At 65.6% G+C, this 23602-nt stretch carries 21 protein-coding genes; 7 read left to right on the forward strand and 14 right to left on the reverse strand.

Translation table 11 applies throughout. From position 1 onward, the window contains the following. Window positions 1-11 precede the first annotated feature (11 nt). From EN850_RS13780 to EN850_RS13795, 4 genes are all read right to left on the reverse strand, one after another. Window positions 12-2039 (reverse strand): acyltransferase family protein, encoded by a 2028-nt coding sequence (locus EN850_RS13780; RefSeq protein ID WP_136091522.1) that lies wholly within the window; start codon window positions 2037-2039, stop codon window positions 12-14. A gap of 350 nt (window positions 2040-2389) precedes the next feature. Continuing rightward, window positions 2390-2692 (reverse strand): hypothetical protein, encoded by a 303-nt coding sequence (locus EN850_RS13785; RefSeq protein WP_127281324.1) that lies wholly within the window; start codon window positions 2690-2692, stop codon window positions 2390-2392. A gap of 85 nt (window positions 2693-2777) precedes the next feature. Beyond that, window positions 2778-3143, reverse strand: coding sequence for a hypothetical protein (locus EN850_RS13790; protein WP_135920636.1), 366 nt, complete (start codon window positions 3141-3143; stop codon window positions 2778-2780). Between the two features lie 62 nt (window positions 3144-3205). Beyond that, window positions 3206-3793 carry a TetR/AcrR family transcriptional regulator gene (locus EN850_RS13795; protein ID WP_136091523.1) on the reverse strand — a complete coding sequence of 196 codons (588 nt, stop codon included), beginning with the start codon at window positions 3791-3793 and terminating at the stop codon, window positions 3206-3208. 108 nt (window positions 3794-3901) lie between these two features. On the opposite strand from EN850_RS13795, the gene EN850_RS13800 reads away from it, so the two are divergent. Then, the gene (locus EN850_RS13800) at window positions 3902-4717 is read left to right on the forward strand and encodes an oxidoreductase (protein ID WP_136091524.1); all 816 of its coding nucleotides are present in this window, start codon (window positions 3902-3904) and stop codon (window positions 4715-4717) included. Between the two features lie 103 nt (window positions 4718-4820). Continuing rightward, the gene (locus tag EN850_RS13805; protein ID WP_136091525.1) at window positions 4821-5822 is read left to right on the forward strand and encodes an NADP-dependent oxidoreductase; all 1002 of its coding nucleotides are present in this window, start codon (window positions 4821-4823) and stop codon (window positions 5820-5822) included. 46 nt (window positions 5823-5868) lie between these two features. Here EN850_RS13805 and EN850_RS13810 read toward each other — a convergent pair whose 3' ends face one another. The 8 genes from EN850_RS13810 to EN850_RS13840 form a co-directional block, all read right to left on the reverse strand. Continuing rightward, window positions 5869-6534, reverse strand: a complete 666-nt coding sequence (locus EN850_RS13810; protein WP_135865923.1) for a GntR family transcriptional regulator — start codon at window positions 6532-6534, stop codon at window positions 5869-5871. Between the two features lie 48 nt (window positions 6535-6582). After that, a complete protein-coding gene (locus EN850_RS13815; protein WP_136091526.1) occupies window positions 6583-7326 on the reverse strand; it encodes a helix-turn-helix transcriptional regulator in 744 nt (247 codons plus the stop codon). Between the two features lie 387 nt (window positions 7327-7713). Continuing rightward, on the reverse strand, window positions 7714-7803 hold the full coding sequence (locus tag EN850_RS36350) for a putative RiPP precursor (RefSeq protein ID WP_189343711.1): 90 nt from the start codon (window positions 7801-7803) through the stop codon (window positions 7714-7716). A 317-nt stretch (window positions 7804-8120) separates the two neighbouring features. Further along, complete coding sequence (locus EN850_RS13820; protein ID WP_135920626.1) at window positions 8121-9152, reverse strand: hydroxyacid dehydrogenase; 1032 nt, start codon at window positions 9150-9152, stop codon at window positions 8121-8123. 389 nt (window positions 9153-9541) lie between these two features. Continuing rightward, entirely contained in the window at window positions 9542-9736 is a 195-nt protein-coding gene (locus EN850_RS13825; protein ID WP_136091527.1) for a hypothetical protein, read from the reverse strand. Window positions 9737-9803: 67 nt separating this feature from the next. Continuing rightward, window positions 9804-10007: a hypothetical protein gene (locus EN850_RS13830; RefSeq protein ID WP_127278965.1), complete on the reverse strand. Its 204-nt coding sequence runs from the start codon at window positions 10005-10007 to the stop codon at window positions 9804-9806. A 210-nt stretch (window positions 10008-10217) separates the two neighbouring features. Beyond that, a complete protein-coding gene (locus EN850_RS13835) occupies window positions 10218-11426 on the reverse strand; it encodes an NAD(P)/FAD-dependent oxidoreductase (RefSeq protein WP_189522109.1) in 1209 nt (402 codons plus the stop codon). Window positions 11427-11525: 99 nt separating this feature from the next. Beyond that, window positions 11526-13049: a formyl transferase gene (locus EN850_RS13840; protein WP_136091528.1), complete on the reverse strand. Its 1524-nt coding sequence runs from the start codon at window positions 13047-13049 to the stop codon at window positions 11526-11528. 333 nt (window positions 13050-13382) lie between these two features. Between EN850_RS13840 and EN850_RS13845 the strand changes: the two genes are divergently transcribed. Continuing rightward, a complete protein-coding gene (locus EN850_RS13845; RefSeq protein WP_189591100.1) occupies window positions 13383-15467 on the forward strand; it encodes a Wzz/FepE/Etk N-terminal domain-containing protein in 2085 nt (694 codons plus the stop codon). A gap of 1 nt (window position 15468) precedes the next feature. Beyond that, entirely contained in the window at window positions 15469-16809 is a 1341-nt protein-coding gene (locus EN850_RS13850) for a VpsF family polysaccharide biosynthesis protein (protein WP_136091530.1), read from the forward strand. Between the two features lie 203 nt (window positions 16810-17012). Here the strand turns inward: EN850_RS13850 and EN850_RS13860 are convergent, their stop codons facing one another. Both EN850_RS13860 and EN850_RS13865 read right to left on the reverse strand, forming a co-directional pair. Beyond that, window positions 17013-18281, reverse strand: coding sequence for a cellulase family glycosylhydrolase (locus EN850_RS13860; RefSeq protein ID WP_136091531.1), 1269 nt, complete (start codon window positions 18279-18281; stop codon window positions 17013-17015). Next, window positions 18278-19447 carry a DUF1972 domain-containing protein gene (locus EN850_RS13865; protein ID WP_136091532.1) on the reverse strand — a complete coding sequence of 390 codons (1170 nt, stop codon included), beginning with the start codon at window positions 19445-19447 and terminating at the stop codon, window positions 18278-18280. The genes EN850_RS13860 and EN850_RS13865 overlap by 4 nt, the downstream gene beginning before the upstream one ends. Before the next feature lie 429 nt (window positions 19448-19876). Here EN850_RS13865 and EN850_RS13870 point away from each other — a divergent pair, with 429 nt between their 5' ends. The 3 genes from EN850_RS13870 to EN850_RS13880 are packed head-to-tail and all read left to right on the forward strand — an operon-like array spanning window position 19877 to window position 23574. Beyond that, window positions 19877-21046, forward strand: coding sequence for a glycosyltransferase family 4 protein (locus EN850_RS13870; protein ID WP_136091702.1), 1170 nt, complete (start codon window positions 19877-19879; stop codon window positions 21044-21046). After that, window positions 21043-22344 carry a hypothetical protein gene (locus EN850_RS13875; protein WP_167531329.1) on the forward strand — a complete coding sequence of 434 codons (1302 nt, stop codon included), beginning with the start codon at window positions 21043-21045 and terminating at the stop codon, window positions 22342-22344. Before EN850_RS13870 ends, EN850_RS13875 begins: the two co-directional genes overlap by 4 nt. Before the next feature lie 9 nt (window positions 22345-22353). Then, window positions 22354-23574, forward strand: a complete 1221-nt coding sequence (locus EN850_RS13880) for a GNAT family N-acetyltransferase (RefSeq protein WP_136091533.1) — start codon at window positions 22354-22356, stop codon at window positions 23572-23574. Window positions 23575-23602: the final 28 nt, after the last annotated feature.

Genomic DNA, 23602 nt, shown 5'->3' on the forward strand with positions numbered 1-23602 from the left:
AGCCAAGTCGATCAAAACAGAGCCTTTTCCAGCGGTCCTTCCAGCGTTTCGGCAAACGCCGTCGCCAGATGATGGCGGTCGCGGAAGGCGAGCTTGCCGCCGATGAACACGTGGCATTCGGTCGGGCCGCAGAAGCGGTCGGTCAGGTCGACATAGAGCGTGTCTGGCACGCTTTTCACCACGGCCCGCTCGGCGGCCGCGACGTCGTCATTGGCGGCTTGCGCCCTCGGCGTGTCGCACAGCGACGGCGCCTCGCGCCACCACAGCGCGCGGGCAACGCAGGCGTCCGCGAAGCTGCCGCCGATCGGCGTGTCGCGGATGACGGCGGTTTCGACACCGGCCTTGCTGAAGGCTTGCAGCGTGGAGCGCAGACCGGTCTGCCAGCGTGCGATCTCGGCCTTGCGGCTGGCGGCGGACATGTCGCGCGTCAGATTGCCGATCGAGAATTCCGAGATCACCACCAGCCGCGGCTTGCGGCGGATGATGTCTGAGATCGCCTGTTCGCGCCAGGCGTCGCATTCGGTGTAGTCGCGCTTGAGCACGGCGTTGAAGGTCGACAGCCGCGAGGCGCGGCACGAGGATTTGAGGTAGGTGACCACTTTGGTGTCGTTGCGTTTTGCCGCCGCGACCAGCGGCGTCGACCAGTGGTCGGCATGCGAATCGCCGAACAGCACGATGGTGTGGGCGGCGTCGGCCGAGCCGAAGGTGCAAGGTTTCGGTTTCACCGTGTGGAAGTCGAGCAGGCAGTTCTTGTCGACGGCGCGCGCGATGGAAGGCTGTTCGGCCGCCTCCTCGATGCCGCGCTGGGTGGGGTCGATGTTGCGCGTCGCCAGATGCGCGTTGGCGTAGGCCGCCGCCACGCCGGCGGCGGTCAGCACAAGGGCCGGGGCGAGGGCAAGCCCTGGAAAAAGCCGAAGCGGTTTTGCGCCCACGCCGGCGTTGAAGCGAAAGGCCCGTGCGGCCGCCGCCAGCCAGTCGCCGCGCCGCGCCGGATTCTCGATCAGCCGGTAGGTCGCCGCCGACAGCGCCAGCGCCAGCACGGCGCAGCCGAGGCGCTGCGCCACGCCGAGGTCCGGCTCCAGCATGCCGGCATAGACGATGATGGGCCAGTGCCAGAGATAGAGCGAATAGGAGAGCGTGCCGACCCACTGCAGGGGTGCCAGCGAGAGCATGGCGGCGGGCGCCAGGGCCTGCCAACGGGTGCCGCCTGGAGCGTCGCCCTGCTCGCCGGCACCGCTCAGGAGCACCAGCACGGTGCCGGCCACCGGCAGCAGCGCGTACCAGCCGGGGAAGGGCAGGTCTTCGCTCAAGGCGAGATAGGCGACGGCGATCAGCGCCAGGCCCAGCCACCCCTGTGCCGCCCGCAGCCAGGACTGATGCCGCCACAAAGCGGGTGAGGCGAACGTCGCCAGGCCGCCGGCGGCGAATTCCCAGGCGCGCAGCGGCGAGAAGTAGAAGGCCCAGGCCGGCGAGAAGCTGGTGAGCCACAGGCAGGTCGCGAAGGAGCCGAGGCCGACGATGCCGATCACGGCCACCACCATGCGCCGGCCCGGATGCAGCCAGGCGGCAAAGACAAGCAGTGCCGGCCAGACGAGGTAGAACTGCTCCTCCACCGACAGCGACCAGAAGTGGATGAAGGGGTTGCTCAAGGCATCGGCGGCGAAATAGTCGAACGACCAGCGCAGCAGCCACAGATTGATGGTGTAGGCCGCCGCATACATGGCGCCGCGCGAATAGAGCGCCTGTTCCTGCGGCGCCAGGATGAAGGCGCCGGCGGCGAGCGTGGCCAGGATGACGAAGATGGCGGCCGGCAGCAGGCGCCGGGCGCGCCTGGCATAAAAGCGCCACAGGTCGAGCCGGCCGGTCTCCGTGATCTCCTGCATCAGATGCGTTGAAATCAGCCAGCCGGAAATGACGAAGAAGATGTCGACGCCGGCGAAGCCGCCGGGCAGCGCCGTGAGGCCGAAATGATAGGCGACGACGCCGCCGACCGCCAGCGCGCGCAAGCCCTGTATATCAGGCCGAAACGATGCCGCCACGAGGCCTCCTTGGTGCAAGCCCAGCCCCCCAAGGTCCAGCTCTTGCCAATCTCGGCCGGACGGGCCGCTATCGCAATGCAACAAATCTTTCGCAGTGCAACATGGCCAGAACAAGGAGAGGCGATTTTGCCGCTTCATGGAAGCAGGGCGACCGTGTCGATCGACGGGAACAAACTCGCGGCGTCAGGCTGAACGCAGGCGGAACCGATCGCAACGGCTCGCCTTCGACGACGTTAGCATCATTCGGTGGGGCGAGCCCGGCGAGGGCGCGCAGGGCGGCAAGGCAAAGCGGCGGCATTCACAAAAAACAGCCCCGCGAGCGGGGCTGTCTCCAGGGCCGCGCCACGTTGTCAGCTGCCGCCGTTCAATTTCACGCTGCTGCAGAATTCCGGATGCGTGTTGGTCGGGCTGGCGTTCTTGACCTCGTCGGCGCAGGCGGTCTTCATAGCCATCTGGTCTTCGGGCGTCAGCGCCTTCCAGGCTGTGACGAAGGCGTCCTTGCCAACCATCGTCTTCATGCCGGAATCCGTGTAGAACGGCTTCATCTTGGCAGGATCATCGAGAGCGGACGTTCCCTTGTTGGATCCTGCGAGAGCCGAACCGGTGGCCATTGAAAGCGCCATTACGCCAAGACAGATCATCTTGATGTTCATGATTGGGTCCTTCCCTGTTGCTTTGTGACCGTCGAAGCAACGATCAAGCTTTCAACGAAAAACTTTGCCTGGAAGTTCCGGATTTTCAGGCAAAAATTCCCCAAACTGGTAAAAATATATTCAGGAGCATCTTGAACGCCTTGCGAAATTCCAAGGTAATCCAGCGCAGCTCCGGAAATTTGCTTGAATCGGCCAAATTTCTCCCGCCGCCATCGCGGCGTGCCTCTGGAGTTGGCCAGGCCTGCCGTCGCTTGGACAAACTTCGCGATTGGTGGATGGTTCCGGAGGCCCCGGACATGGCCGTTCGGCGGCGCAAAAAAACCCCGCCGGCGAGCCGGCGGGGCATTGAGTGGAGGGTCTTGTCATCGCCCGCGAGGCGATCGCGCAGCAACGAGGACGGCCGCCGGAAAGTTTCAGCGTTCCATGCCTGTTTTTGCAGCCATGGTTGCATTGGCCTCGGCCGGGCTCCGGCCCGGCAGCCCTGGCCCAGCGGGAGGTCTGCCGTCCAATCCTCTACGGCGCGGCGTCGCCTCCGCGCGGCTGCGCCAGCGAACGGGCCGCATCCGCCCCGGCCGCCAGGATGCGATCCGACAACTCCGCGCCCTCCACCGCGCGGGCCAGTTGAAGCGCGCCGATGAGCGTCGCGAAGATGCCGAATGCCACAGCCTCCGGATCGCTTGCATGCGGCGGGAGAGCGGCCGACACCTGCCGCACCAAAGTCATCAGGCGTTCGGTGTAGAGCTGTCGCGTTTCCGGCTGCTCCCGCGCGATTTCCGGCAACAGGGCGGCGGAAGCGCAGCCCGTGCCTGGATTGTCGCGGTGCTGCGCCGACAGATAGGCATCTATGGCCGTCTCCAGGCCGCCGGAGGCCAACACCCCGGCGATCTGGCCTGACTGGCCCTCCAGCGCCGCCGCCACGCATTCGCGAACAAGTGCCGCCTTGGAGGGAAAGTGCGGATAGAAGGCGCCGTTGGTCAGTCCGGCGTCGCTCATGATGGTTGCCAGTCCGGAGGCGGCGATGCCGTCGCTCCGGAACCGTCGCGTGGCAACCTCCATGATCCGACCGCGTGATGCGTCCTTTCGACCCTTGTCATAGCGCATGCCGGGCTCCTTCTCGTTTTCCTGTTGCATTATGAGCATAATGTGATATTACGATGATAATTCAATCGCCGACCGCAGGCAAGACCCCTTACGTTTGGAACCCTCACCATGAACCGGAATTCGGGAAAGACCGCGATCGTTACCGGCGCCTCCTCGGGCATTGGCCGCGCCAGCGCCGAGATCCTGGCACGCGCCGGCTTCACTGTCTTCGGCACGAGCCGCAAGGCGTCCAACCAGAGTTCCAACGGGATATCGATGCTGGTTTGCGATGTGACCGACGACGCGTCTGTCGCGTCCCTGATCTCGACTGTCCTCGGCAAGACCGGCCGGATAGACCTTCTGGTCAACAATGCCGGCATCGGGCTGCTGGGAGGGGCCGAAGAGTCCTCGGTCTCGCAGTCGCAGGCCCTGTTCGACGTCAACCTGTTCGGTGTCATGCGGATGATTCACGCGGTGCTGCCGTCGATGCGGCGGCGGGGCGAGGGGCGCATCGTCAATATCGGCTCGATCCTGGGGTTGGTCCCGGCGCCCTATTCGGCCCACTATTCAGCCGTCAAGCATGCGCTTGAAGGCTATTCGGAATCGCTCGATCACGAAGTTCGGGCCTTCAACATCCGCGTTTCGGTCATAGAACCGGCCTTCGTACGCACCGTGTTCGACCAGAACGGATTCGAGCCCGATTCCGTCGTGAAGGAATATGATGAGGCCCGGGCCGGCCTCGGGGCTTTGCTTCGCGACGTGATGCCCAAGGCCGATCCGCCGGAAGTGGTGGCCAAGGTGGTTCTGCGGGCGGCGACCGACGGGCATCCGCGGCGGCGCTACACCGCCGGCAAGGCAGCGCGGCAAGTCAGTATCCTGCGGCGGTTCGCCCCGGCCGCGATGTTCGACAAGATTTTGCGCAAGCAATTCCGCCTGCCTTCCTGAACCAAGCCGGGGATTATATCGCCGGTCCTGTCCGGCGCATCCCTCGAGCGCGACCAACGGCGCCTCGCGGCCTGGCCAGTCGTACTTTTAGAAAGCGACCAAGATGAAAGCCTTTGTTGTCGAAAAATATCAAAAGAAGGGCGCGCTGCGGCTCGCCGATATGCCCATGCCGGAGTCGCGGGACAATGACGTCCTGGTCGAAATTCACGCGGCGGGTGTGAACCTTCTCGATTCCAAACTCCGGGATGGGGAGTTCAAACCGATCCTGCCTTATCGCCCGCCGTTCATCCTGGGTCACGACGTGGCGGGAACCGTGGTCCGGGTCGGGTCGAAAGTCCGTAAATTCAAACCCGGCGACGAGATTTACGCACGGGTGCGCGATGGCCGGATCGGGACATTCGCCGAATTCATCGCCTTGGATGAGGCCGACGCGGCCCTGAAGCCGAAAAACCTCAGCATGGAGGAGGCCGCCTCCATTCCGCTGGTCGGCCTGACCGCCTGGCAGGTGCTGGTCGAAAGGGTAGGGCTGAGGAAAGGCCAGAAGGTCTTCATCCAGGCTGGCTCCGGCGGGGTCGGCACGTTTGCCATTCAGCTGGCGAAGCACCTCGGCGCGACGGTTGCGACAACGGCGAGCGCGGCGAGCACGGACCTGGTGAAAAGTCTCGGCGCCGATGTCGTCGTCGACTACCGCAAGGACGATTTCGAGAAAGTCCTGCAGGGCTATGACGTCGTCGTGAACAGCCAGGATGCCAAGACGCTCGAGAAATCGCTGCGCGTGCTGAAGCCGGGCGGGAAGCTGATTTCCATCTCCGGTCCGCCGGATCCCGGGTTCGCCAGCAAGCAAGGCCTGAATATCGCGCTGAAGCTGGTGGTGTGGTTGCTCAGCCTCGGCATACGCCGCAGGGCCAAACGCGCCGGTGTCGACTATTCCTTCCTGTTCATGTGGGCGCAGGGCGACCAGCTGAGCCGGATCACGTCGCTCATCGAAACCGGCATCATACGCCCGGTCATGGACCGGACTTTTGTGTTCGAACAGACCAACGAGGCCTTGGCCTATGTCGAAACGGGACGTGCCAAGGGCAAGGTGGTCGTGAAGGTCCGGTAGGACAGTCGGGAGCCGCAGGACCCAATTCGCGGCGATGCCCGGTTGGCTAGAGCGCCGGCCCGGTCTCGATCTCCTGGAGATAGAACGCCTTGCTCGGCTGCAGGTGGTCGACGCAGAGCTGCGCCAAGACCCAATTGTCGCTGCGTTTCAGCGCCTCGATCATCATCAGATGGTGCTGGCGCGAGATGTCGAGCTTGTCCCGGTCGGCCAGGGAATTCGCCCGCACCGGCAGGCTGAGGCGCATATAGTGCTCGATCGACGACACCAGATAGGCATTGCCGCAGGCCGAGAACATGGTGAGATGGAAACGGTCATTGGCCTCGTGGATGCCCCTGAGGTAGCCCGCGTCGACATGGCCGCTGTAGACGTGGTGGATCTCGGTCAATTCCGCGATCAGCGCGTCGCTCGCCGGCAGGCGGATCATCAGCGCGGCCTGGCGCTGCAGCATCTCGCGTACCTCGTAGATCTGGCGCACCTCCTCGGGCGCGAGCCGGCGCACCATGGCGCCCTTGTTGCGCTCGCGCGTGGCGACGCCGAGCCTTTCCAGCTGGTAGAGGGCCTGGCGGATGGTGTGGCGCGAGACCGGGAAACGGGCCAGAAGCACGTCCTCGACCAGGCGCGTGCCGGGCGCCAGCCGGCCGAAGATGATGTCTTCCTCCAGCGCGTGGACGATATCGGCTTCCTTGCCGCCATAGTCGACCGTGTTGAGCATCGCGACTCTTTCGTTGGCCCGGCCAAATCATCATTGGCCCCGACCACTCTAGCCTTCGCGCGCGAGACTGGCCACAAGCGGGTCGAGGCGCGGGTCGTCGAGGCTGACGACGCCGGACATCCGCATCGCCTGCCGCAGGCTGATCCTGCCGACTTCCTGGCGCATGATGACCGGCAAACAGGCCGGCCCCGCTCCCGTCAGGACGAAGGCCCGGCCGACCAGGACCGGTTCGGAGAAGGGCGCCCATTGCACGGCCATGATCGATGGCTCGCCGGTCTGGCGGCGGTTGATGGCGGTGAAATAGATCCAGTTCAGGCGTGAGATCGCCACGCCATAGTGCCAGCCGAGCGCGCGCGCGCCGCCTTGGCGATTGCCCTCGGCCCACCGGGTCACGCGCCGGAACGTCACCAACTCCGCCTCGCGCCGCACGAAGGTGACCGACCGCATCAACACATCCGGGCGCTCGGGAACCGCGAAGTAGGTGAAATAGGTGCCGCCGGCGATGGCGGGGCAGGGGCCGCGCACCATGTTGGCGTAAAGCGTTTCATGTATCGGCGCCAGAAGGACATGTCGCTGCGCCTCGGCTTCCGGCGCGCGGTACAATTCATCCTCGTCGATGCGGAAATAGTCGCAGATCAGCCTCGCCGTGGCCCTGTTGGGCAAGCTCTTGCCTTGCAGGTAGCGCTCGAACTGCGAGCGGTTCATGTTCAATCCGCGGCAGACGGCGCTCACCGACGCGTGGCCGCTGACAAGCCGTTTGAGATTCGCGGCAAGATTCCTGCGAATTGGCACGACACCGTCCCCCCCGAAGACGTCCGGACCATTATTCAAGCAATTGCTGATATTGCGCCAATCTCGCACAACATCGCTCGGGCGCGAAAGGGGACCTTCGGCCAATGTCGCTGCAAAAATCGCTGCTTGCGGGCCGACATGGAAAGGCCCGCCACCGACGCGACTCGTGACGGGCCTTCTGGAGTACGCCGGGCTTCTTACCGTCCGGCCATTTGCAAAACCTGCCGGCGGCGCGATCGTTCCATCACAACAGGAGGCCCGGCAACTCAGCCTGGCAACTCAGCCTGGCAACTCAGGGGAAACGGCTCTCGGGCCTTGCGGATCGTCGAAGTCGTCTCGCGCCAGGACGCGAGACCTCGCATATCCCTCAGGTTTCAGGCCTTCGATTCAGATACAAATCGAGGTGCAGATACCCGCGGTAACCGCCGACAGTTTCTCGCGCTTCAAGAGCGTCGGCTTGGCGTAGGTTTTCTTCATGGCCCTATCCCCTCGATTCAAGCGGCCTTGCACGGTGAAAGACAGGAAACCGCCGTGACCGTGGACAGTTTCTGGCGCTTCAGAAGTGTCGGCTTGGCATAGCTTTTCTTCATTTTCGTTCCCTTTGCCTAGGCTTGCCCGTCGAATCTGACGCAAAAGGAAGGGCGAAGTCAAAACGTTTCACCTCCAGGGAGCATGCATCGTCGATGTTTTAGCTCTTGCTGATGCCAAAATCACGCATAACAGACGCGAAAGCCGACAATCCCGGCGATTGTCTCGTGCCTGGCTGCCGGTCCCGGCATGGGGATAGGCCCGGCCTAGTTCCTGTCGGACGGCTTCGAGCGCATCCTCGACACCGTCTCGCGCTCGGCGCGTTTGGAGCGCAGCGGCGGCAGGCCGCGGTCGATCAGGTCCATGTCTTCCAGCACCATGTCGCCCATGCGCTTGAAGGCGATGTCGAGGGCGCCGGCGCGGTGGGCGGAGCGCAGGAAGCCAGGGAGCGTGCGCACGGGATGGTCGCCCGCCAGCGGCTCTTCGGGAAAGACGTCGCTGGCGGCAAGGATGTGGCCGCTCTTCACCGCAGCCATCAAGGCGGGGAAATCGACGACGCCGGCACGGCTGAGCAGGATGAAGGCGGCGCCCTTGCGCATCCTGGCGAAAGCATCGGCGCCGAGAAATCCCTGGTTTTCGGAGGTCACCGAGGCAACGACGAAGACGAAGTCGCTTTGCGACAGCACCTCGTCCAGCGCAGCCGGCTCGACGCCATTTTCCCTCAGGATCGATGGCGGCAGCCAGGGGTCGAACACCTTGGTGCGGGTGCGGAAGCCCGACAGCAGGCGGTTGAGCGCGCGGCCGAGGTCGCCGAAGCCGATGATGCCGACATCGGCGCCCGAAAGCAGCCGCGCGGTCCGGTTGCCGTCGCCGCCCCACAGCTCCTGCCCCTGGCGGAAAGCGAGGTCGGCGTCGACGATGCCGCGGGCAAGGTTGAGCGCCATGGCCAGGCCCAGCTCCGCCACCGGCTCGGCGAAAACCAGGCCCGTCGTGACGACATGGATGCCGCGCGAAAACAGCGTTTCATAGGGCATGTTGTCGAGGAGATTGCTCTCGACATTGAAGACACAGCGCAGCGCCCGCATCGCTTCAAGCGTCTGCGGCGAGATCGGCGGCTGGCCGACGATGTAGCGGGCCTCGGCCAGCACCCCCGCCGGCAGTCGCGCCACGCCGTCCGGCGTCGTCTCGACGATGCGGTAATGCGCCCTGAGCCGCGCCAGCTGCGGCGGCGTGAAGATCAGCTCGAGCGTGCGCGGCTCGGGCGCGCTGATGACCAGCGGCAAGGCGGTGTCTGACATGGCAAGATCCTCCCGAAGCGGCTTGTGGCGCTTTCTCGGTCCTAAATCTATCCCGGACCAGCGGATTTAAAAGCACGGCAGACCGATTTACTCGGTGCAGGAACGTTTCGCTCAAAATCGCGACAGCCGTCCTGACGCAATTGACATTCGCGGCGAAGCCGGTCTTCTCTGCGCTATTCAACAAAGGGGCAATAGCAAATGAAGAAATACGAGAAGCCAACCTGGCAAAAGCGCGAACGGCTTTCGGCCGTCACCGCGCTCGCTGGATCTTCAAATTTGCCGCCGCCGCAATGACTGAAACCGCCGGGCGAGCCGGAAGGCATTCGCCTGCCGAAACAAAGGCGCGATCGGTCGATCGCGCCTTTTGCTTTTGCGGCAAGAACACGCCGTCACCTGCGCCGCTTTGGCGGCGCGGGCTTCTGTTGCTCCTCGCTTGTCTCGGCGGACAGCCGCTGCTTGCGAAGGCGGGCGGTCTTTGCGTCGCGGGCCTGCCGCTCGGCGTCGAGGATAATCCGCGACTCGCGATCCGCTCTCTCAAGCTTGTGCTTGTCGACCAATCGGGCCACTTCGTTCTCCGGCGGCATGTCCCATTCCCTGAAACCAACCGTGTGCGGCAAGGTTCCGCCCGGATGCCGGCCGCGCGCGGTCGCGTCAGGATTTTGCCTGGCCTGACCGCTCGGCGCGATGACCGGCCTGCCAGCGGGTCAGTTCGCGCTCGGCCTCGGATATGGTCACGCTCATCAAGCCGTCAAATTCGGCCATGGCCTCCATATGCCCATGATCAATGATGGATTTGCGAAGAATGCGCATCGCCAGAATAGCATCTTGCAACGCGCGGTCGATATTCTTGACCATGACAAATCTCCTGCCGGCATAACCTGTCGGCGGGCCGCTGGTTCCGACTGAACGGCATTGGATTTGCTTTTTTCCGCGCTATGTCATTGTCCTGGAGAAGCGCTCCGGCGCTCCCCTTCTGCTTCCTCCTCTCGCGGGGAGAGAAAGAGGTGCTGTCCCCCGGGGAGAGCACCAGCGAAGTGCCTTCGATGGCGAAGGGTGGGAAGCCCCTCAAGCCAGCCCCGGCTCGCGCCGCAATCCCAAATGGCGCACCTTGCGGCCAATGATCATCAGCCGGCGTGCCGTGTTGTTGCGCAGGCGCCGCGCGCGCCATTCCAGTCCGGTTTCGGTGGTGATCTGCTTGGCGTAGACGCTCACACGCATGCCGGCCTCGTCGGAGGCCACCTTGACCGGGTCGTCATAGAAGGTGGCGATCTTGTCGGCCGCCATGCCTGGTGTTTCGAGCCAGGCGGGGATGTGGACCGAGGAGAGGCGCTCGACGTCGACCATGACCCGCCCGATGCCGACGCCGGGTGTCGGGCATGTCGTACAGAACGCGTCGCCAATGAAGACGACCCCATCGCGGCGATGGCCCTGCGTCGTGGTCAGATTGACCTGCCGGACCTCGACGGGACTCGCGACAGCGAAGTTGCCGCATTGCGCCGATATTTCGGGCATCAACTCACAAAGCATCTTTTGCGGATCGGACCGGAAATCCCTCGTCCATTGGTCGGCCACGGTGTGATAGACGAACATGTTGGCCCGCATCTTGTCGCCGAGCGGAAAAACGGTGAGATAGGCAACGCGGTCCGCCGCCCGCTTGCCGTAGCAGGTGACGGCCGGGAAGGCGCATTCGTCCCGCGGAATGGCGAGGTCGAAGCCCATCGAGAGCGAATGCGCCTTCGACAGCTCGACGCGCTCGACGCCGATGGCGCGCCGCACCGCTTCGCTGTAACCGGTGGCCACCACCAGCAGGCGGGAATTGATGACCCTGCCGTCGGCCAGCACCAGGCGCTGCCGGTCCGGCCCGGTCGAGACCTCGGCGACCTTGCCGACCGTGATCGGCACTTCGCGCGGCAGCGCGTCGCGCAGGCCGTTGATCATCGAGCCGTAGGAAAATGTGTATTCCCACTTCTGCTCGCGGGCGAACAGCTGGCCCAGGCGAAAGACGTGGACGTCGGTCACCGAGGTGACGTGGCGCATGACCGTCTCTTCGAGATCGAGCCTCGCGAAGAGCCGCATCTGATCCATGCCGATCTTCTCGGCCCTGAACTCGTCGTGATGGACGCGGTGCGGGTCGATCAGCGCTACCTTGCGCCCGGACTTTCCCAGAACCATTGCCAGGGTCGTGCCCGCCATTCCGGCGCCAACGATCGCCACGTCGACTTCGGCCGGGACAGCCTCGACGGTGGTCATCTCGCTGCCCTTCATGCTCGTCATCTTCTGTCTCCACAATCTGTGGTGGAATATATCTTCCGGACCCTGATCAACCTCAAGCAACCAGCGCGGGTGGCTGGTAGCAACAAACGTTTAGGTTAACTACGGCCGCCTCTTCTGTTTCCAGCGCGGCGCGATCGCCGAGCCATCGATGAATTCCAGGCCGCCCGCCTCGTTGAGCGTGTGCAGCTTGCGTCCACTCCATAGCGCGCCAGGAGTTAAGATGGTCTCGACAAGCTGGTCCATGCCGTTCAAATCAAGGTGAGTGACGCGTGCGATGCCAAGGGCGCCGCCGTAGCTCCTGCGGCAGTCCTGCACCGGGCGCAGCAACTGGCCATCGCGTTCCACCATGCGTCCGGCCGGCCGCGCCGAGGCGATGTCGATCAGCACCGGATTTTTGGGATGCGGCGTCCAGGGACCGCGAAAGTCCGGCGCCGACCACAGATGCAGTTCATCGGAGAACGCGCCGCCACCGTCCCTCGCGGTGCCTTCACCGTCCCGGACGGTGGCGAACAGCCACCACATGCCGCCATGCTCGACCAGGGTGGCGTCGCTGGCGACGATATCGGACAGCAGCGTCGCCTCCTTCACCCATCCACCGGGGAAGGCGGTGGCGCGGTAGAGATCGACCGTGCGGTTGGCGCAGCTTTCGGGCACCATCCAGACCTCGCCGTCACGCTCGAAGACGAAGGGGTAGGACAGGTGGTAGGGCAGGTCGAGCACCGGCTCCGGGCGGCCGATCGGCCCCGACGGCCCGAACGGCACCGCCGAGATGATGGCGCGGCCTAGACGGTGGATATAATCCTCGACGAACAGGGTTACCTGTCCCTGGTAAAGGATCGGGAACGGATCGGCGTAGAAGCGGCTGCCGTCGTCGGGCAGCTCTTGCCAGCCCGATGCCGGATGGGCGCGCAGATCGAACAGGTCCCGTCCGTCCGTCTCGCGCCAGCCGACCTTCCAGTGCGGGGCGTTGTAGCAGAGATGGTAGATCTTCTGGACGATGCGCCGCGCCAGCGCCTTGCCCGCCCTGACGCCGAGCTTGCCGGCCGAGGGCAGCGACGGCGCGGGCCTGTCGTCCGCCGGCTCGGGCAGGACGGGCAGGGCGCCGCGTGCAGCCCCCGTCACCGCCGCCAGGATCAGGCTCGCGGTGCGCGCCAGCATGTCCTGGAAGGTGGCAAGCGCGATGCCGCCATATTCGGTTCCGAGCCGCCCTTCGGCGACGACGGCGCCGTTCTCCTCGATGCGGGCCAGCGGCGTCCGGCCGTTGAGGATCGACGCCAAAAGGGCGGCTTCGCCGGCGACGCCGTCATAGGTCACACGCCAGACGCGCGTTGCCTCCTGCCGCGTGTCGCCGCACAGGTCGAGCACGAGGTCCGGCGCGGCGCGAGGCTGGGTGCGGTATGGTGCCAGCGCCGACAGCGGCAGGCGCTTGGCCAACCCGTCGGCGGGCAAGCCATGGATGACCGTTTCGAGCTGGAACAGCGCGGCTATGCCGCCTGGGACGCCGCTTCCGCGCGGGCGTGCGTCGACGCTGACCTCGACATTGGCGAGCGCCGCCAGGCGCTGCAGCAGCAGCAGGTGAAAAGCACGGAGGCAGTCGCTGTCCAGGCGCAGGCTCACCTGCATGTCGCACCCCTAGAGTTCTGATGGTCGGTAAACTGGCCGGTGTTCGATTTTCGGGCACGAGAGATGGGCAACGGTCGGACTGGAGACAGGTGGCGCTCCATTTCCATTCGTTTCCCGCTCGCTTGCGCCCTGTCAACACGGCCCGTGTCTTTGCTACGCAAACTCCGTGCCAGAAATCAGAAGAGCTCCCAACATAATTAACAGTGTTTTAACAGTTGGAGTAATAGCTAGGCTGAAGCCGCAATTTAATCTTTTGGGGCACACGGAGTGTTGTCGGAGCGACCTTTGCAATCATCCCTGCTCTCGTTGCCGCAACAACACGCTCCGGAGGTGATGCAATATGCGCCGGAGCCACCACCGGCCGCGTCCTATCCATCCTCGAGCGTCGAGCTGGGTGACCTGAAGCGCATATTGGTGCGCCGCCGCTTCCTGATCCTCGCCACCGCCGCGCTGCTGACCCTTGGGGCGCTGCTCTACGGACTGTTCACGCCGGCGCTCTACAGCTCGGTGGCGGAAATCATCGTCGATCCGCAAGACCTGCAGGTGGTCACCAACGACGTCAATCCGAGCCGGGTTCCGCCCGATGGCGGCATCACCATGGTGGAAAGCCAGGTTGCCGTCGTCCAGTCGAGCGGCGTGCTGCTCAGGGCGATCGCGGCAACCAACCTGACCGAGGATCCCGAATTCAACGGGCAGGGCGGATTGTTGAGCCATTTGCTCGGCGGCGTGCTGGGTTCGGGGTCGGCCGAGACCGACAAGACGGGCAAGACGCTCGATGCGCTGCGCCGCCGGCTGGCGGTCAAGCGGGCCGACAAGGTGCTGGTCCTCGACGTCATCGTCACCGCCAAGAGCGCCGACAAGGCGGCGAAGCTCGCCAATGCCATCGCGCAGGCGTACCTGGCCGACCAGGCGAGCGCGCGCGCCAAGATGGCCACGGATGCTTCCGACTCCATCACCGCGCGGCTGGAAGAGCAGCGCAAGCGCGTCCAGCGGGCCGAGAATGCGGTCGAGGCCTACAAGTCCGCCAACAACATGGTGATGGCCGCGGGCAATCTGGTCAGCGACCAGGAACTGACCGAGATCAACACGCAGCTCGCGGCCGCGCAAAGCCGCACCGCGACGCTGAAGGCGCAGGTCGACCAGTTGCGCCGGTCCGGCGGCGCACCGGACGCGACCTCGGAAGCGATGCGCTCGGCGGTGATTTCGAGCCTGCGGGCGCAGGAGGCGACGCTTGTCGACCAGGTCTCGCAGCTCGGCACGGAACTCGGGCCGCGCCATCCCTCGATGATGGCGGCCCAGCAGCAGCTGCGCGACACGCGGCAGCTCATCGCGCGCGAGCTCGCCCGCATCGCCGCCGCCGCCGAAACCGACTATGAGCGGGCGCTGGCCAACCAGCAGGCGCTGGAGGCCAAGGTCGCGGGCATGAAGAGCAAGTCGCTCGACACCGACCAGGCCTCGGTCAAGCTGCGCGAATTGCAGCGCGATCTCGAGGCGGTGCGCTCCGTCTACGCAACCTATCTGCAGCGGGCGCAGGAAACACGCGAGCAGGTCAATGTCGACAGCACCAATGCGCGCATCATCTCCGACGCCATGCCGGCGCTGAAGAAGAGCTGGCCGCCGCTGTTGCTGCTGGTATTCGGCGCGTTCTTCGGCGGTCTGGGGCTGGGTACCGGCCTCGCTCTGATCGCGGAATATTCCTCGCCGACGGTGCTTTCCAGCGCGCAGATGCAATCGGCCATCGACGCGCCCGTGGTGGGCGTGCTGCCGGCAAAATCGGCGCGCCGCCGCTGGTGGCCTTTCGGCGGCGCCGCCACGCCGGCCGGACAGAAGATGGACGCCGTCGCCGGGTTGGCGCTGAGACGCCTGTTCTCTTCCAGCCGGCGCCCGCCGGACTGGCCGCTGGTGCCGTCCGTCCTGCTGACGTCGGCGCCAGAGGACGCCGCGCAGCGGGGCCGGGTGGCGCGCCTGCTGGCCAACGCGGCGGCCGCCAGGGGCAGCCGCGTCCTGTTCATCGACACCAACAATGCCGGCGGCGGCCAAAAGGAGCCGCAGCCCGGCCTGCTCGACGTGCTGCGCGGCGAATATGCCTTCGAGGCGCTGAGCCAGTACGCGCCAGGCAGCAACGTGGCGGTGCTGGGCAAGGGCCGGCCAAAGGCTGCCTTCTCCGAGGCGCAGGGCGTCTATTTCACGCAGCACATGCTGGCCCAGGCGAGCCGTAATTTCGAACTCGTCATCGTCGACGGAGGCGCGCTGGCCGACAATCTCAACGCCTCGCCGCTGGTTGCCATGGTCGACGAGATCGTGCTTGTCGCCACGCTCAACGCGACGCCGATGCGCGATGTCACGGCGGCTTCGCAGGCCATTTCCGTCATGGGGCGGTTGCCGACCGGCGCCTTGCTGGTCGACGAGGCGGCCTGACATGGCTGCCATCCGGGGTGCCGCCCGGTCCGCCACCCCAGCCGGCTGGGCCGGCCAGGGTCAAGTCGCGGCCGCGCCCCGCGCCGGCAATTCCCTCGACTGGGTGACCGGCTACGGCCTGGTGGCGGTTGTGGCGTTGCTATTCAGCATCTCGGGCGGCATGCTGTGGCTGGTGGGCTACAATTACGACGGCCTGACCGGCAATCCGGCCACCAAGATCCATCCCTCGACCTATCTGCTCGTGCTGATGTTTGCCTGGCGCGCCTGCACCTTCGGCAACCCGGTCGGCTACACGCTGGCCATAGCCGACAGGCGGCCGGCGAGCGCGCTGCTGGCCGTCATGTCGATCATGCTGCTGGTCGTCGTCATCGTCAGGCAGCGCCCCGGCATGGCCGGCATGATCGACACTTTCGTGGCGCCGGCGCTGCTGGTGATGATGCTGGCCGAGGACGACGAAAGGACGTTCGCCCGGATGCGGACCGTCGTCCACGCGGTCATGACCGTGAACGCGCTGCTGGCGCTGTTCGAGTTCGCCACCAAGACGCTGGTCTTTCCCTACCGGCTCGACGGCGAGGTGTTCATGAACGACCTGCGCTCGACGGCGCTTCAGGGCCATCCGCTGTCCAACGCCACGATCACCGCGATCTACGTGCTGGCGCTGCTTTCGGGCTCGCGATCGCTGTCCATGCCGATGCGGCTCGGGCTGGTCGGCCTGCAATGCTCGGCGCTGGTCGTGTTCGGCGGGCGCTCGGCGATGGTGACGACGATCGCGCTCGGCGGCATCTACCTGCTTTTCAGCGGCGTCGTCTATCTGCGGCGAGGACGCATCAGCCTGCCGGGTGCCGCCCTCGCGGTCGTGCTCTGCTCGCTGCTGCCGGTCGTGCTCGCCATGCTGTTCTCCTACGGTTTCTTCGACGCGCTGCTGGAACGCTTCGTGTCGGACAGCGGCAGCGCCAATGCCCGCGTCGAAATGTTCGAGCTGTTCAAGCATTTCGAACTGCGCGACCTGATCGTGGGGCCCGATATCGATCTCATCGAAAGCCTGCGCCGTATCAACGGCCTCGAACAGGGCATCGAGAACCCGATCATCCGCCTGGTGCTCTATCAGGGCGCCTTCTTCACCTTGCTGTTGTTTCTCGGCTTCGTACTGTTCATGCACGAAGTGGCGCGCCGCTGCCATCCCGGCATCTGGCTGACGATGCTGGGCTGGCTGATCCTGCTCAACACCTCCGAAAGCCTGGCGTCCAAGACAACGCTGATGACCAAGTTCGTGGTGATCGCGCTGGTGCTGTACCGGCCGGCAAGGGCGATGGGGCGAGGAGTACAACGGTTGCAAGGGTAGCGCTCTACGGCGCCCCCCTCTGCCCTGCCGGGCATCTCCCCCACGAGGGGGGAGATTGGCGGCTTCTGCGCTGGCTCTCTCTTGCAGCATAGGCGATTGGCGAAGGCGGACGTGCCTCCGATCTCCCCCCTCGTGGGGGAGATGTCCGGAAGGACAGAGGGGGGCGTGAAGGAACTCGACGATTGCCCGTGTGGGACGGCAACCTACCCCGGCATCCTCAACCCCAGCGCCTCGACCATCGCCGGGTCGAGTGCGCGCGTCGTGTCGTCCATCATGCCCATACCGTCGAAGAGGTCCCAGAAGGCCCAGGGGAAGCCTGATGCCTCGGCACTCTGCCTGACATCGGCGATGTAGCGGGCACGGTCGGGGTTGGGGGCGGCGACGTAGCGGGCGTCGGTGCGCAGCGCGCCGAATTCGCCCATGATGACTCGGCCAGGCGCGATGCCGTGGCTGTCGGCCCAGTCGCGCGCCTGGCCGATATATTTGTCGATGAACCAGCGGTCGGGCCTGGCGTCGAAATAGACCTTGAGCACGCGCTCGGTTTCGGCATAGGCGGCCTGCTTGTCCGCGTCGGAGGTCTCGATGTCATCAGCCATGCGCGCCCTGACGGAGGCCAGCGTCTGTTCGAGCGAACCGGCGGAAGCCGGCCATGGCACGTTGTTCAGCGCGCGGTAGACGGGCTCGCGCATCCAGGGCGCGCCCTGGTGGCTGAACAGATAGGGTTCGTAGAAGTGGAAGGTGAACAGGATCGGCTCGAAGGCCGCCAGCGGTTCCGGGTCAAGCGCGGCGAGCCCGCTCACCATCGAGCCGCAGCCGCCGGTGACGACCAGCGGCAAGGCCGACGACGATGCCCTGGCAGCCGTCAAAAGGGCCGCCTGGACGTTCGACCAGACATTGGAAGAGCAGGATTGCGGCGGCTCGTTGACCGGTTCCAGCGCCACCATGCCCTGTGCGAAGCGCTGCAGCCTGCCGGCAAGCGTGCCGACCAGCGCGCGATAGGCTGCGAATTCGGGGGCGGCGGTGCTGGAGACCATGCGGTCGGGATTCCAGTAATGGGTGGTGCCGTTGGCCTGCACGTTGACGATGATGCCGAGGTCGGCATCGAGGGCGGCCGCGACGGCATCGTCCAGCATCGCCATCAATTTCGCGCGCGTGGCGGCGTCGGCGGCGAGGAAGGGGCCGGGATCGACCGGCAGGCGGATGAAATCGAGCCCGGTCCGGCGCAGCCGGCGAAGGTCGTCCGGTGTCGGCACCGGCCGCTGCGACTGGAAGGGCGGCCAGGCATAGTCGGTGCGCGGCGCGGGAAACTCGCGCGTCAGTGCGAACCAGGGCCAGGCATTGACGCCGCGGCGAAAGCGCCATTCGCCAGTGGCGGCCAAAGCGGGTGGCGCGAAAGAAAGCGCCGCCGTGGCGGGCGCCAGCGCCGTCGACAGCGCGGTCCTCAGCAGCCGCCGTCGCGACCAACCCGTCATACGGCGCCGGGCGAGGGGCGATCGACCGGCATGGCGCCGGCGGCGGTCACGCCCAGAAGCCGGTAGGCTTCGGTTTCATAGGCAAGCAGGACATCGTCCCAGCGGAAGACTTCGTTGGCGCGAGCCCTGGCGGCCGCGCCGCAGGTCCTGACCAGGGCGTCATCCTCCATCGCCTGCCGCATCCGCTCGGCGCAGCTGCGCGCATCGGTGAAATAGATGGCGGCCGCGCCCGCGGTCCATCTGTTGTAGGGGTTGTCGTGGGCGATCACCATGTTGCCGGCGGCCAGCGCCTCGACCAGCGACGGGTTGGTGCCGCCGACGGTGTGGCCATGCAGATAGGCGCGCGCGTGAAAACGCAGCGCCTTCACCGCCGCCTGGTCGTAAATGGCGCCGGGCAGCACGACCGAGGCGTTGGCTGCGTTGCGGACGGCGACATGATAGGGAATTTCAGGGGAGAGCGTGCCCAGAACCACCAGCTTCATGTCGCGCTTCTGGCTGCAGAACGCCTCGACGATGGGCAGGATGTTGTTGTCAGGCTCGATGCGCGCGATCGAGATAAGGTATTTGCCGGGCTCGAGGCCGAGCGCGCGCACCGGCGCCTCCGGCGCCGCTGTCACCGGGTCGGCGCCATAGGTGATGGTGGCTATGGCGTTGCGCGGCCGGCGCGTTGCCAGGTGATCCGCGATCACCGGATGGTCGGCGACGAGACGATGCGAGGCCCAGGCGCCGATCCACTCGTTGAGCCAGAACCATGTGCGTGCCGCCACACCCCACTTGGGCCGGCGCCACTCGATGCCGTCCATGTTGGTGATGATCTTGCGCCGCATCAGCCTCAGCCAGGTCAGGAAGACAGCGCCATTATAGCCGAGCACCAGGCAGACGCCGGGCCGGCGGGCGGCGTCGAGCACGCATTGCCAGTCGAATTCCAGCGTCGCGCGCGGGCCCTTCGAGGCGACCTGGACATGGATCAGATCGATGCCTTTCCAGGTGTCGACGCGCACTCTCCGGTCGACCCGCTCGACCTCCTCCTGGCAGTAGACGCCGACCTTCCAGCCGCGCCCGACAAGAAACAGCGCCAGCTTCTCGGCGAAGGTCTCAAAGCCGCCATGGGCCGCGGGAATGCCGCGCGTCCCAAGGATCAGGATGGTGGGCGTTTCCGGTCTCATGGCTACTGGCGCTTTCAATCCGCTCGATTCCGCAATGCGAGGCTGTTCCAATCCCGAAACCGCTGCCTGGCGATATCCATATCAGAGTCGGGGTTCGCTCATTATCGCACCGGGGTTGTAAAATATTTCTTCAGGCCGCCGGGGTTGTTTCACTATCGGTCAACCTTCCATGCGTATGTATCGAAACGAGGCATTGCCGGGACCTGGCGGCCGCAAGACGGTCAAACCAGGCCCGGCACGATCCTTGCTCGTGGACTTCTGCGCGCCAGAATCGGCGGAGGGCGTGCAGCATTGGTGTGGTGATCCGGATGTCATCCGTTTCATGGCAACCAGTGGAGTCCAAAGGGGGTTGGACTTGAAGTTTCCTGTCGCTGATGCCGTCAGGCGGCGGAATCGTACACCACCCCTGACAGAAAGATGCATGTGAAGATGCGGATTGCCTGCATCCATCAGGGCTATGAACTCTATGGCTCCGACCGCAGCTTCGCGGAGAGCGTGGCCGCGCTGCGCGCCGCGTTTCCGTCAGCCGACATCGAAGTGGTCCTGCCGCGCGGCGGACCGATCGTGCAGATCCTCGAACCGCATGCGACCCGGATCGTCTTCGAGCCGCTCTGGGTGCTGAGGCGCCAGGCCATTGCGCGCCTTGCCACCATTGAGATGGCGCGGCTGCCGGTCGCGGTGCTGAGGGCCTGGCGGCGGCTCAGGGATTGCGATCTCACCTATGTCAACACCTCGATCGTGGCCGACTACGCGCTGGCCGCCCGCCTTCTGCCCGATAAGGCCGTGCTGCACATCCATGAAATTCCCGAAGGCGCCATGCGCAGGATCCTTGTCGGCCTGATGCATTGGAGCCGTGCCGATCTCATCTTCAACTCGCGCGCCACCCGCGCCGCGTTCGGCGAGCCCCGATCCGCGCGCTCCCATGTGGTCTATAACGGCGTTGCCGGCCCGCCGGCGGCCGAAGCGATGACCTATGACGGCAAGCGTCCGCTCAAGGTGCTGCTGCTTGGCCGCATCAACAGGATCAAGGGCCAGGAAGTGCTTCTGGAGGCGATCGCCTCGCTGCCGGCGGACCTTAGGTCGAGGGTCGAGGTGCGCCTGGTCGGCGGCGCCTTCGAAAGCGTCGAGCGCGAGCGCGCGCTGGCCGAACTGGTCGACGGCATGGGGCTCAGCGGACGCGTCAGCGTGCTGCCCTTCATTCCCGACCCGTCCGAGCATTATCGCTGGGCCGATATCGTCACCGTGCCGTCGCGGCGTCCCGAATCGCTCGGCCGCGTCGCCATCGAAGCGATGGCCTATGGCCGGCCGCCGCTGGTGTCGGCGATCGGCGGGCTGGTCGAGGTGGTCGCGGACGGCGAAACCGGCTGGCATGTTCCGCCCGGCGATGCCGCCGCGCTCGCCGGCAAACTCGAGGAAATCATCCTGCAGCCCGGGGCCTGGCGCTCCTTTGTCGCCGCCGGGCGGGCGCGCTACGAGGCGGTCTTCAGTGAGCCGGTCGCGGCGGCGGCGATCGCGGCCATAGCCACGGACAAGCTGAAGGCAACCATCGCCAAGCCGAGCCGGACGGCAACCGCGCGCCAGGCGGAGACACGGCCGTGAAACTGCCTGGCCACCTGGTGCGGCGCCTGGTGCTGATGATCGGCGGCGAGGCGATGCAGAGCGGCTTCCACTTCGCCCTCAACATCGCGCTGCTGCACATGCTGTCGGCGCAAGGCTACGGCCTGTTCGCCATCGGCATGGTGATGGGCGGCGTCGGCCTGTCCTACATCAGGTCGCTCACCGCCGTTCCTGCCTCGATCTGGATGGGCAAGAGCACCAACAGCGCCGGCGTCAACGCCTATGACGTGGCCTTCGGGACGGCGGCGCTGGTCGTCGCGCTGCTGATGGCCGTCGGCACGGCGGTGGTGATGCGTCTTTTGGGCGATCCCAGCGGAATTGCCGCCGGTTGCTTCGTCGGTGCATGGTCGCTGCGCAGCCACATGCGCACGGCCTTCTTCGCGCGCCGCCAACAGGTGATCGTCTCCATCAGCGATGCCGCCTTCACCATCGCCGGCACCGTCATGGCCGGCCTGGCGATCTCGATGGCCGGGGACATGCTGCAGACCGTGTTCTACGCGCTCGCGGCGGCCAATCTGTTCGGCATCTTCGTCCTGGTCCGGCTGGCGCGCCGCACGATGCGCATCAGCTTCCGCATGCCGACGCGGCGGCGCTATGCAAGGCTCTGGGCCCAGCTCTGCTGGTCGGCATTCAGCGCCACCACCACCAACATCCAGGGCCAATGCCTGGCGCTGCTGGTCGCCGGCATTGCCGGGCCGGCCGCCTACGCGCCGCTGGCGGCGGTGATCGTGCTGTTCGCGCCGCTGCGCATCAGCAGCCTTGCCTTCGTGAACATGACGCAGCCGGAACTCGCCAAGCTGATGCGCAACAACGAGACGCGCCGTGTCTGGGCGCAGGCAAAGCTGTGGGCCCTCGTCATGGGGCTCGGCGCGGTGGCCTATGGATGCGCCATCCTGTTCGTCCTGCCGATGATAAAATCGCAGGCTCTCCAGAATGCGTCGGTGGAGTTCATCGGGCTTTTCGTGATCGCGAATTTCATCCCCATCATGCTCTACATCATGCCCCGCATCGTGCTGGAGATCATGGGCGACTTCCGCATCGTCGCATTCATCACCCTGGGCGGCGCCATCGTCGGGCTGGCGTTGATCGCGATCCTGCTGGCGGTCGCGTCTCCGCCCTGGTCGCTGGCTGGTTCCGCGCTCTCCGAGATCTTCGTGCTCGTGGCATCGTGGTATTTCGTGCATCACCGCATGTGGAACATCGAACATCCGGACCAGCAGCGCGACAGCCGGCTGGGTTCGTGGCGGCGGGCGGTTTCGTTCGCCGCGGTAAGACGGTAGGAGAGGGACGTGTCAGGCCAGGCATTGCAAGTTGCCGCGGTGACCGACCTGCCCGGCGGGCAGGTTCCGCACCCCGCCGCCATCGCCGCCAACGACGCCTATACGGCGAAACTGCACACCAGCCTCGAGACGGTCAGGCCGCTCTGGCTGCGCCTGCAGGCGCAGGGCGTGTGCACCGGCCACCAGAATTTCGCCTGGGCCGAAGGGATCGTCGCGCGGCTGCTGCCGGAAAGCGCTGAACTCCTCATCGTCGAGGTGGGCGACGCCGCGACGGGCGAACCCAGAATGCTGCTGCCGCTGATGCGGCGCAGGGCGTTCCACCATTGGGTGGTGGAATGGTTGAGCTGTGGCGTCTGCGACTATGCGGCGCCGCTGCTGGCCGATGCCAGCCCGTGGAGCAGGCAATCCGCGCAGGCCGCGTGGGCGGCGGTGCGCTCGGCGCTGCCGCCGTCGGACCGTGTCCACATCGTGGGAATTCCGCGACAGATCCACGGCGTCGCCAATCCGCTGGCCTTGCTGCCAGCCACGCGCGATTCCATGCAGACCACGTTCGGCCTCGCCATCGACGGCGACCCGCAAACAGTCCTCAAGCGTCTTTGCAGGCCGTCCTTCGTCAAGGAATTCGGCAAGGACTGGCGTCGCCTCGAACGGCTTGGCGGGGTGGAGCTGGTCGAGGCCGGCGCGCCGGCCGAGATCGAGCGCATCTTCGGTGAACTGGTGCGGATGCGGCTCGACCGCTTTCGCGAGCTTGGCCGCTTCGATTTGCTGACGCAGGAGAAGATCGTCGATTTCTACCGGAACGCGGCCGTTCAGGGCCTGTTGGACGGTTCCGTGCGGCTTTTCGGGCTGCTCGTCGGCGAGGCTCTGATCGCGGTTCAATATCTCCTGGTTCATCAAGGGACTGTTCATGCTCTGCTGATAGCAATGGACCAGGGCGTCGTGCCCAATGTCTCGCCGGGGCTTGCAATCATGGGCAGGTTGATCGGCTGGGCGCGCGAACAGGGCTTTGGGTATTTCGACCTCTCCGTCGGCAACCAGAGCTACAAGGAACATATGGGCGCCAAGGGTTCGGTATTGGTCGAACTCCGCCATGGGTTCACGATGCGGGGCAGTGTGGCCAATGCCGCCATCGAGTTCCGCAGGCGGGCCGAGGCGTTCGTGCGCTCCAACCCAAGGCTGCTCAAAGCGGTCCAGGGAACGATGCGGGGTTTGCGGCGCTTGCGTGGTTGATGCCGGGGCGGGCCAGAACGGATAGGAG

Origin of the sequence: Mesorhizobium sp. M8A.F.Ca.ET.207.01.1.1 (assembly GCF_004794715.1) — a bacterium.
In the GTDB taxonomy this organism is placed as follows: Bacteria; Pseudomonadota; Alphaproteobacteria; order Rhizobiales; family Rhizobiaceae; genus Mesorhizobium.

Bases quoted from the DNA above. Each gene is read 5' to 3' on its own strand.
- EN850_RS13785 (WP_127281324.1), bottom strand. From the start codon at position 2,692: ATGAACATCAAGATGATCTGTCTTGGCGTAATGGCGCTTTCAATGGCC.
- EN850_RS13790 (WP_135920636.1), bottom strand. From the start codon at position 3,143: ATGCAACCATGGCTGCAAAAACAGGCATGGAACGCTGAAACTTTCCGG.
- EN850_RS13795 (WP_136091523.1), bottom strand. From the start codon at position 3,793: ATGCGCTATGACAAGGGTCGAAAGGACGCATCACGCGGTCGGATCATG.
- EN850_RS13800 (WP_136091524.1), top strand. From the start codon at position 3,902: ATGAACCGGAATTCGGGAAAGACCGCGATCGTTACCGGCGCCTCCTCG.
- EN850_RS13805 (WP_136091525.1), top strand. From the start codon at position 4,821: ATGAAAGCCTTTGTTGTCGAAAAATATCAAAAGAAGGGCGCGCTGCGG.
- EN850_RS13810 (WP_135865923.1), bottom strand. From the start codon at position 6,534: ATGCTCAACACGGTCGACTATGGCGGCAAGGAAGCCGATATCGTCCAC.
- EN850_RS36350 (WP_189343711.1), bottom strand. From the start codon at position 7,803: ATGAAGAAAACCTACGCCAAGCCGACGCTCTTGAAGCGCGAGAAACTG.
- EN850_RS13820 (WP_135920626.1), bottom strand. From the start codon at position 9,152: ATGTCAGACACCGCCTTGCCGCTGGTCATCAGCGCGCCCGAGCCGCGC.
- EN850_RS13825 (WP_136091527.1), bottom strand. From the start codon at position 9,736: ATGCCGCCGGAGAACGAAGTGGCCCGATTGGTCGACAAGCACAAGCTT.
- EN850_RS13830 (WP_127278965.1), bottom strand. From the start codon at position 10,007: ATGGTCAAGAATATCGACCGCGCGTTGCAAGATGCTATTCTGGCGATG.
- EN850_RS13835 (WP_189522109.1), bottom strand. From the start codon at position 11,426: ATGACGAGCATGAAGGGCAGCGAGATGACCACCGTCGAGGCTGTCCCG.
- EN850_RS13840 (WP_136091528.1), bottom strand. From the start codon at position 13,049: ATGCAGGTGAGCCTGCGCCTGGACAGCGACTGCCTCCGTGCTTTTCAC.
- EN850_RS13845 (WP_189591100.1), top strand. From the start codon at position 13,383: ATGCAATATGCGCCGGAGCCACCACCGGCCGCGTCCTATCCATCCTCG.
- EN850_RS13850 (WP_136091530.1), top strand. From the start codon at position 15,469: ATGGCTGCCATCCGGGGTGCCGCCCGGTCCGCCACCCCAGCCGGCTGG.
- EN850_RS13860 (WP_136091531.1), bottom strand. From the start codon at position 18,281: ATGACGGGTTGGTCGCGACGGCGGCTGCTGAGGACCGCGCTGTCGACG.
- EN850_RS13865 (WP_136091532.1), bottom strand. From the start codon at position 19,447: ATGAGACCGGAAACGCCCACCATCCTGATCCTTGGGACGCGCGGCATT.
- EN850_RS13870 (WP_136091702.1), top strand. From the start codon at position 19,877: ATGCGGATTGCCTGCATCCATCAGGGCTATGAACTCTATGGCTCCGAC.